The organism is Roseisolibacter sp. H3M3-2 (assembly GCF_029211165.1).
Lineage (GTDB): Bacteria > Gemmatimonadota > Gemmatimonadetes > Gemmatimonadales > Gemmatimonadaceae > Roseisolibacter.
The window spans coordinates 1-9,233 of the sequence record NZ_JARGEK010000181.1 but is presented as its reverse complement, the minus strand read 5'-3'; the positions used below and the strand labels follow the sequence as shown (position 1 = coordinate 9,233).

The following is a 9,233-nucleotide window of genomic DNA, read 5'->3' as shown; positions in this document are numbered from 1 at the left end:
CGCCGAGCGCGGTGCAGCGCGCGCTCGCGACGCGCCGCCCGCGCGGCAACACGGCCGCGCCGGCCGCCGGCTTCGCGACGCGCGCGCCGTCGACCACCGCACCGGCCCCCGCGCCGGGGATCGTCGACACCATGGTCGCGCGCCTCGCGCCGACGATGGACCTGCGCGTCGGCGACAAGGCCGGCGGGCTGCGGCTGAGCGGCACCGTCGGCGTCGTCGTCATGATGGGGCTGATGACGCTCCTGCCGACGCTGGTGCTGATGATGACCGGCTTCACGCGCATCCTGGTCGTCCTGCACTTCCTGAAGCAGGCGATGGGGACGCAGAGCGCCCCGCCCAACCACCTGGTCGGCGCGCTGGCGCTGCTGCTCACCGGCTTCGTGATGGCGCCGACGATGAGCGACGTGCACCGCGTCGCGCTGCAGCCGTGGATGGAGGGGCGCATCGAGCAGGTCGAGATGCTCGAGCGCGGCGCGAGGCCGATGCGCGAGTTCATGCTCCGCCAGACGCGCGAGCGCGACCTGCAGACGTTCGTCGAGATGAGCCGCCCCGCCGTCCCGCCGAAGACCGTGGACGAGGTGCCGCTGGTGGTCGTGATGTCGGCCTTCGTGACGAGCGAGCTGCGTACCGCCTTCCAGCTCGGCTTCGCGCTCTTCCTGCCGTTCATCGTGATCGACGTCGTCGTCAGCTCGGTGCTCATGAGCATGGGCATGTTCATGCTCCCGCCGGCGATGATCGCGCTGCCGTTCAAGCTCCTGCTGTTCGTCCTGGTGGACGGGTGGCAGCTGGTGATCCAGTCGCTGGTGCAGAGCTTCCGCTAGCCCCGGCCGGTGGGGAACCGGGGGTGGCGGCCGGCGGTATGTTGAGGGCCGTGCCCGACCCGACCGCCATCCCGACCCCGATGCCCGTGTCGCTCCGCCCCCGCCGCGCCGCGCCCCTCCTGCCGGCCGCGGCGCTCCTCGCCGCCTGCTCGGACTCCCCGACGGGGCCGACCGACACGCGCACGCCGGTGACGCCGAGCGGCCCCTCGTCCACGAGCGGGCTCACGGTCGCGCGGTACTTCGGGATCGCGATGGACTCGATCCAGTACTTCTCGATCAACGAGGCGGTCGCCCGCTCGTCGGCGTTCCGGTCCAAGTACGAGCAGCAGGCGGCCTCGGCGACGACCTTCGCGCAGACCTACCCGGTGCTGCAGCGGGCGCTGACGGAGCTCGACCCGCACAGCTCGGTGTCGACGCCCCAGAACCTGCCGGGGAGCACCGACGCCCCGGTCGACCGCCCCGACCTGCGGGTGCAGAGCCGCATGGCGACGCCGCGCGTCGGCTACGTCTACGTGCCCGGCTTCGTCGGCCGCAGCCAGAGCGGGCGCATCGACAGCACGCACCAGGCGCTGCGCGCGCTCGACGCGAACGGCCCCTGCGGCTGGATCGTCGACCTGCGCCGCAACAACGGCGGGTTCTTCTTCGCCCTGATGGCCAGCGTGGGGCCGCTCTACGCCCCGGCCGGCGACGGGCGCGTGGGCGCGCAGCGCTACGCCGGCAACTACGTCATCAACTGGCACTACCGGCAGCGCGCCAACGGCACCGACGCCTTCGTGATCCGCGACGCCGCCGACTCGGCGCAGCTCGTGGTGCAGAACCCGTGGCGCCCGCGCCGGCCGGGGCTCCCGGTGGCGGTGCTGCACAACACCGCCGTGAACGCGCAGAACCTGTACACCAACATCACGGCCAGCGCCGGCGAGTCGATCACGCTCGCCTTCCGCGGCGGGCCGCCGACGCGGTCGTTCGGCGGGCCGACGTACGGCGTGGCCAGCGGGCGCCGCCCGTTCTTCATGCCCGACAGCGCGCGCGTCGACGTCACCGACTCGTACATGCTCGACCGCAACGGGTTCACGCCGGGCGACAACCCGATCGCGCCCGACGTGTCGATCCCGTCGTCGGCGATCCCCGACTTCGCGGCCAACGACGCGGTGGTGGACGCCGCCGTGGCGTGGCTCGAGGCGCAGCCGGCGTGCACCGGCGCCCGCCCCGACGCCGCCAGCCGGAGCGTCGCGCCGTCGCGCGTCGACCAGGAGCCGACGGCGCCCCCGGCCGGCCGCCGCCTCCCGGGCCGCGACGCGGTCTACGCCCTCCCCGACGCCGGGCTGAGGCTGCAGTGATGGCGCGCCGCGGCCTCGCTCGGGCGACCGTCGCGCTGGCGGCCGCCGCCGGCGTGGCCGCGTGCAGCGCCGACGACGCCCCGACGGACCCGCTCGGGGGCTCCACCCCGAACGGGCTGTCGGCGGGCGCGCAGAGCTACCTGCGGTCGGCACTCGACTTCATGGAGGAGGTCTTCCTCTACCGGTCCCGCGTCACCTGGACGCAGGTCCGGGCGGCCGCGCTCGACTCCGTCCCCGGCGCGCAGACGCCGCGGCAGACCTACCCCGGTATCCGCACCGCCATCCGGCGGCTGAACGACCGGCACAGCGGCTTCTGGCCCCCCGAGTCCGCCCCCGGGCTGGTGGACGCGCCGACGAACAACCCGCTGTACCTCGCCAGCGGCCAGCCCATGCGGTCGCGGCTCGCGTACCTGTACGTGCCGACCTTCACCGGGCGGAACCCGGTCGGGCGCGCCGACTCGATCCTGACGCTCGTCCGGCAGCTCGACCAGGGCGCCCCGTGCGGGTGGATCCTCGACCTGCGCAACAACCCGGGGGGCTACTGGGCGGCGATGATCGCCGGGCTCAACCCGCTGATCGGCGACGGGCGCTTCGGCGGGCTGGTGGACGCCGACAGCGCGCGGGCGTTCTTCTACTCGAACGGCGCGAGCGCCGGGGTGGTGCAGGACCAGCCGCGCGACTCGGTCGAGTACCTGCGGGCGGGGAGCAGCTACCGGCTGCGCCGCCCGGGCGCCCCGGTGGCGATCCTCCAGGGGCCGCTGACGGCGAGCGCGGGGGAGCTGATCATCCTCGCCTTCCGCGGGCCGGGGAAGCCGGCGATGCGCGCGTTCGGCAACTACACGTACGGGGTCACGACCGTCCCGTCGGGGACCTACCTCCGTCCCGACAGCGCGTTCCTGAACATCACCGCCGCCGTGATGTTCGACGGCAACCGGCGCGTCTACGGCGACTCGCTGGCCCCCGACGAGCGGATCGCGGCCCCCGCCGGCTCGGTCACGCCGGGCGCCGAGGACGCGACGGTGCAGGCGGCGCAGGCGTGGCTGCTGGCCCGTCCGGAGTGCGCGGCGACCGCCGCCGACCGTCCGGCGACGGCCGACCGGAGCCCGCTCCCCGCCCCGGGTCGTGCCGGCTGGGCGCGGCTGGCCGCGCCGCCGGGCGCGCCGAGCCCGGTGTTCGGCGGCGACCGTGCGCTCCCCGCGCCCGGCACATCCGGCCGTCGCTAGGGCGGCAAGAACTGCCGGCAGGCACGAACGGCGCCCTCCGCGGGGCGCCGTTCGTCGCTCGTAAGCCCTTGCACTACAACGGTTTGACCGAACTCGACCGCTGGCACCGGGCCTGCCTCTCGCCGAGGCATGAGTCACCAGCTCGTCGTCGACCTCGCGCGCAACGCGATCCTGCTCGCCCTGCTCATCGCGGCGCCCATGCTCGTCGTGGCGCTCGGGCTGGGGCTGATCATCAGCGTCGTGCAGGCGGTCACGCAGATCCAGGAGCAGACGCTGTCGTTCGTCCCGAAGCTGGTCGGGGTGGCGGCGACGTTCCTGATCGCGCTCCCGTGGACGCTGCAGCTGCTGATCAAGTACACGACCGAGCTGTTCCGGTCGCTGCCGTCGATGGCAGGCTGAGTGGACCTCTTCGCTCCCGGCGCCGCGCCGGTCGCGGTCCTGGTGGCCCTCCGGACGGGGGGGCTGCTGATGGTCGCCCCCCTCTTCTCGGCCAAGACGATCCCGGTGGCGGTGCGCACCGGGCTGCTCGTCGTCCTGTCGGTGCTGCTGGCGCCCGCGGCCTACGCGGCGGCCGAGCGCGCGGGCGACCCGGCGCTGGTGGCGGTCACCCCGGTCACCTTCGTCACCGAGACGCTGGTCGGGATCGCGCTCGGCCTCGGCGCCGCCCTGCTGGTGGGCGCGGTCGAGGTGGCGGGCGACCTGATGACCACCACCGTCGGCCTGTCGGGCGCGGCGCTGTTCGACCCGCTCAACGGGTCGTCGTCGAACGTGCTGGCGCAGCTCTGCCAGATGTTCGCGGTGACGGTGCTGCTGGCCGCCGACGGCCACCTCGTGATGCTCGACGCGCTCGCCGAGAGCCTGCGCGCGATCCCCGTCGGCAGCGGCGTGGACGTGCGCGCCGGCCTCGCGGCGCTGGTCGCCGGCGGGGCGCAGCTGTTCGTCCTCGGGCTCCGCTTCGCCGCGCCGGTGCTGGCGGCGACGATGATCGCCAACGTCGCGCTGGCCGTGCTCACGCGCGCCGCGCCGTCGCTGAACGTCCTGTCGGTCGCCTTCCCCATCCAGATCGCCGTCGGCCTCGCCGCCTTCGTCGCCGCCCTCGGCTTCGCCGCCACGTGGATGGCGGGGTTCACGGGGCACTACGCGGGGAGCCTGGAGACGGTGTTCGGGGGGATGGTCAAGTGAGAGCGGCGAGCGTGGAGCGTCGAGCGTCGAGGGCGTCCCTCCGGACGTCGACGCTCCGCGCGCACGCGGCGGCCGCTCGACGCTCGACGCTCCACGCTCGACGCTCCGCCGAGGCCGCGCGTGGCTGACTCGGACCAGGAGAAGACCGAGGAGCCCACCGAACGCCGCCGCCAGGACGCCGCGGCGGACGGGCAGATCCCGAAGAGCCAGGACCTCAACGCCGCGGTGCTGCTGCTGGCGTCGTCGCTGGCGCTCGGCGCGGCCGGGCCGGGGCTCGCGCGCGCGATGCGCGACGTCATGGGGTCGGGGCTCGGCTTCGCGTCGGCGACCGGGCTCACCGGCGAGGCGGCGGTGGCGCTGCTGCGCGGGCTGGGGTGGAAGACGCTGGCCGCGCTGGCCGCGTTCCTCGGCGCGATGACGGCGGCGGCGCTCGCGATCTCCGCGGTGCAGGGGCGCGGCACGTTCACGCTCAAGCCGCTGGCGCCCAAGTTCGAGCGCATCGACCCGTCGAAGGGGATCAAGAAGATCGTCGGCACGCAGACGGCGGTCGAGCTGGTGAAGTCGCTGCTCAAGCTCGCGATCGTCGGCTGGGCCGTGTGGAGCGTGCTGCGCACCGCGTGGCCCGAGATCACCGTGCTCGGCGCGCAGCCGCCGCGGGCGATGCTCGAGGTGGCGCGGAAGTACGGGCTCGGGATGCTGACCAAGGCCGGCTTCGCGTACCTCGCGCTGGCCGCCGCCGACTACGGCTGGCAGGTCTTCCAGCACGAGAAGCAGCTCCGCATGACCAAGGAGGAGGTCAAGCAGGAGATGAAGAACCAGGAGGGCGACCCGATGGTCAAGCAGCGCATGCGCGCGCTCGGCCGGCAGCGCGCCCGCCAGCAGATGTTCCGGGACGTGCCCACCGCCGACGTGGTGGTGGTGAACCCGGTGCACATCGCCGTCGCGCTCAAGTACGACCCGTCCGTCGCCCCCGCCCCGTACGTGGTCGCCGTCGGGCGCCGCAAGGTGGCGGAGCGCATCAAGCAGCTCGCCTTCGACAGCCAGGTGCCGGTGGTCGAGAACATCCCGCTCGCCCGCGCGCTCGTGGCCAGCGTCAAGGTGGGGACGACGATCCCCGCGGAGCTCTACCTCGCGGTCGCCGAGGTGCTCGCCTACGTGATCCGCCAGCGCCAGCGCGCCGGCGCGGGCGTCGGGGGCGCCGCCGCCGCATGAGCGACGCGACGAAGCCGGGCGGGAAGATGGCGGAGACGGGGATGGCCGTGGCGGTCATGCTCGTCGTCGGCCTGCTCGTCGTGCCGCTGCCGCCGGTGCTGCTCGACCTCTGCTTCGCCCTCTCGATCGGGCTGTCGCTGGTCGTGCTGCTGGTGTCGCTCAACACGACCGACCCGCTGCAGTTCAGCTCCTTCCCGTCGCTGCTGCTCATCAGCACGCTCTTCCGGCTGGCGCTCAACGTGTCCAGCACCCGCCTCATCCTGTCGAAGGGCGAGGCGGGCGAGGTCATCGAGGCGTTCGGGCACTTCGTGATCGGCGGCAACTTCGCCGTCGGCATCGTGATCTTCCTGATCCTGATCGCGATCAACTTCATCGTGATCACGAAGGGCGCCGGGCGCGTCGCCGAGGTGGCGGCGCGCTTCACGCTCGACGCGATGCCCGGCAAGCAGATGGCCATCGACGCCGACCTCGGCGCGGGGCTGATCGACGAGAAGGAGGCGCGCCGCCGCCGCGAGGAGATCTCGCGCTCGGCCGACTTCTTCGGCGCCATGGACGGCTCGTCGAAGTTCGTGAAGGGGGACGCGATCGCGGCGATCCTGATCACCTTCATCAACATCGTCGGCGGGATCTTCATCGGCGTGGTGCAGCGCGGCCTCCCGTTCACCAAGGCGGCGGCCGACTACACGATCCTCACGGTCGGCGACGGGCTGGTGTCGCAGGTGCCGGCGCTCATCACGAGCACGGCGGCCGGCATCATGGTCACCGCCGCCGGCGGCAACCAGCGCGTCGGCGCGGTGGTCGGCGCGCAGCTCGGCGCGCACCCGAAGGCGCTCTACATGTCGGCCGGCGTGCTGGGCGTGTTCGCGCTGATCCCGGGGCTCCCCGCCCTGCCGTTCCTCGCGCTCGCCGGCGGCACGGCGGCGCTCGGGCGCGCGGCGGAGAAGGCGGTCACCGCGCAGGCCGAGGCCGAGACGCGCGCCGAGCTGGCGCCGGTCGAGGAGGCGCCCGCGGCCCCCGACCCGATGAAGGACCTGCTGCAGATCGACCCGATCGAGCTCGAGATCGGCTACGCGCTGATCCCGCTGGTCGACGAGAAGCAGGGGGGCGACCTGCTGGAGCGCATCTCGCTGCTCCGCAAGCAGAGCGCGCTGGAGCTCGGGATCCTGATCCCGCCCATCCGCATCCGCGACGACGTGCGGCTGCCGAGCAACGAGTACGTCATCAAGCTACGCGGCAGCGAGGTGGCGCGCGCCGAGGTGATGCCGCGCTTCCTGATGGCGCTCGACACCGGCGGCGTGGTGCAGGAGATCGACGGGATGGACACGGTGGACCCGTCGTTCGGGATGCCGGCCAAGTGGATCGCCGGCACGCGCCGCCAGGAGGCGGAGGCGTACGGCTACGTGGTGGTCGAGCCGACGACGGTCACGGCGACGCACCTGATCGAGATCCTCAAGGCCAACGCCGCCGAGCTACTCGGCCGGCAGGACGTGCAGGAGATGGTCGAGACGCTCAAGAAGACGCACCCGGCGCTCGTGGAAGAGGTGGTGCCCAACAAGCTCTCGCTGGGCACCCTCCATCGGGTGCTCCAGCGGCTGCTCAAGGAGCGCGTGCCGATCCGCGACCTGGTCACGATCCTCGAGGCGCTGGGCGACGCGGCCGACGCGACGAAGGACCCGGAGCACCTCACCGAGTTCGCGCGCCGCTCGCTCGCCAACGTCATCGCGCGGCTGTTCGCCGACCCGACGGGCGCGGTCCGCGGGATCACGATGGGGCCGAGGCTGGAGCAGGCGCTCACCGGGCTGTTCTCGCCGCGCGGCGGGGCGAACCAGGCGTCGATGGGGCTCTTGACGCCCGACGGGCTGGCGGCGCTGCTGCGCGACCTGAACGACCTGGCGATGGGGCAGTCGCTCGACGGCCGCCCGCTGCCGCTGATCGTCCCGCCGTCGCTGCGCGTGGGCGTGCGGCGGCTCATCGAGCCCGTGCTGCCGGCGCTGCCGGTCGTGTCGCTGGCCGAGCTGCCGGCGCAGGTGACGCTGCAGAGCGCGGGGACCTGGGAGATGGACGGAGGGATGCGCCATGCGGCGTGACGTGACGCGGCGGCTGTTCCGCGGGCCGGACATCACGAGCGTCGGCGTGCAGGCGCGCGTCGCGCTCGGCGACGACGCGGTCATCCTCGGCACGCGCGTCTCGCGCCACGGCGGCGAGACCGTCACCGAGGTGCTGGCCGCGTCGGCGGGCGACGTGCAGCGCTACGCGCGGCGCATCACCGCGGCGCCGCCCGAGCGCCGAGCGTCGAGCGTCGAGGGCGCTCCACTCGACGCTCGACGCTCGGCGCTCGACGCTCGCCCACTCGTCGTGGCGCTCGTGGGCCCCACCGGCGCCGGCAAGACGACGACCTCCATCAAGCTCGCCCTGAGCGCCCACGCGTTCGGCGCGCAGCGGGTCGGCATGATCACGCTCGACACCTACCGCGCGGGCGCGGTGGCGCAGCTGGAGACGTACGCCGAGGTGGCGCGGCTGCCGCTGGAGGTGGCGTACGACGCCGCCGACGTGCGCGGCGCGCTGGCGCGGCTGGCGCACTGCGACGTGGTGGTGGTCGACACGCCGGGGCGCGGCCCGCGCGCGACCGACGACGACGACCCGCGGCGGCTGCTGCTCGCCGAGCTGGCGCCCGACGAGGTGCACCTCGTGGTGCCGGCGACGATGCGCGTCGACCTCGCCGAGGGGCTGCGCGACCGCCTGGAGGCGCTGCTCGGCGGCGCGACGTGCGGCGTCACGCACGCGCTGCTCACGAAGCTCGACGAGGTGCCCGGCGACGACGGCGTGTCGGCGCTCGCGGCGCAGCTCGACCTGCCGGTGCGCTGGGTGGCCGATGGGCAGGACATCCCCGGCGACCTCGCGCGCGGCGCGCCGCGGCTGCTCGCGGCCCTCGAGAGCTTCGGCACCTTCGGCGCCCCGCTTGCGGGCTCGGCCGTGATGCCGCTCACGCTGGATCGTCCTGCCGAAGACGTGCGACGTCGCGCCGGCGCCAGTGGCACGCGCGCCACGGCGTGACGGCAACATCACGAATCGCCCCGATCCCCGCGTCCGCTCCGTGACCGCCCCCCAGCTCGACTCCCTGCGCGCCTTCGTGGCGTCGCGCCCCGCCCCGCGCCCCGGCGCGGAGCGCGGGAGCGCGCGCGGCGGCGCGGCGACGACGGTGCTCGTCGTCGGGAGCGGGCGCGGGGGGAGCGGGACGTCGGTCGCGGCGGCGCTGCTGGCGCTGAGCGAGGCCGCCGCCGGGCGGCGCGCGCTGCTGGTCGACCTCGACGAGCACGTGGGGCCGCAGCGCTTCCTGCTCGGCGTGACGCCGGCGGACGCGCTCGACGCGGTGCGCGCCGGCGTGGCCCCCGAGGCGCTCCCCGCGCCGGTGAGCGCGACGCTGTCGCTGCTGTCGTGCGCGGGCGGCGACGCCGCGC

General features: G+C 74.2%; 8 protein-coding genes and 1 pseudogene. All 9 read left to right on the top strand.

Annotated elements, in window-relative coordinates; translation table 11 throughout:
- A partial coding sequence (gene fliP, locus PYV61_RS14960) for a flagellar type III secretion system pore protein FliP (protein WP_345785241.1) occupies window positions 1-821 on the top strand: 821 nt, incomplete at its 5' end.
- A 50-nt stretch (window positions 822-871) separates the two neighbouring features.
- Complete coding sequence (locus tag PYV61_RS14955; RefSeq protein WP_275832929.1) at window positions 872-2,158, top strand: S41 family peptidase; 1,287 nt, start codon at window positions 872-874, stop codon at window positions 2,156-2,158.
- Window positions 2,158-3,381 (top strand): S41 family peptidase, encoded by a 1,224-nt coding sequence (locus tag PYV61_RS14950; RefSeq protein WP_275832927.1) that lies wholly within the window; start codon window positions 2,158-2,160, stop codon window positions 3,379-3,381. Before PYV61_RS14955 ends, PYV61_RS14950 begins: the two co-directional genes overlap by 1 nt.
- A 129-nt stretch (window positions 3,382-3,510) precedes the next feature.
- Window positions 3,511-3,780, top strand: a complete 270-nt coding sequence (gene fliQ / locus PYV61_RS14945) for a flagellar biosynthesis protein FliQ (protein WP_275832926.1) — start codon at window positions 3,511-3,513, stop codon at window positions 3,778-3,780.
- Window positions 3,781-4,563 carry a flagellar biosynthetic protein FliR gene (gene fliR / locus PYV61_RS14940; protein WP_275832923.1) on the top strand — a complete coding sequence of 261 codons (783 nt, stop codon included), beginning with the start codon at window positions 3,781-3,783 and terminating at the stop codon, window positions 4,561-4,563.
- 120 nt (window positions 4,564-4,683) lie between these two features.
- Entirely contained in the window at window positions 4,684-5,775 is a 1,092-nt protein-coding gene (locus tag PYV61_RS14935; RefSeq protein ID WP_275832921.1) for a flagellar type III secretion system protein FlhB, read from the top strand.
- Window positions 5,772-7,862 carry a flagellar biosynthesis protein FlhA gene (gene flhA / locus PYV61_RS14930; RefSeq protein ID WP_275832919.1) on the top strand — a complete coding sequence of 697 codons (2,091 nt, stop codon included), beginning with the start codon at window positions 5,772-5,774 and terminating at the stop codon, window positions 7,860-7,862. The genes PYV61_RS14935 and flhA overlap by 4 nt, the downstream gene beginning before the upstream one ends.
- Window positions 7,852-8,829 carry a hypothetical protein gene (locus PYV61_RS14925; RefSeq protein ID WP_275832917.1) on the top strand — a complete coding sequence of 326 codons (978 nt, stop codon included), beginning with the start codon at window positions 7,852-7,854 and terminating at the stop codon, window positions 8,827-8,829. Before flhA ends, PYV61_RS14925 begins: the two co-directional genes overlap by 11 nt.
- Window positions 8,830-8,869: 40 nt before the next feature.
- Window positions 8,870-9,233: pseudogene (locus PYV61_RS14920) on the top strand (hypothetical protein); the annotation flags it as partial.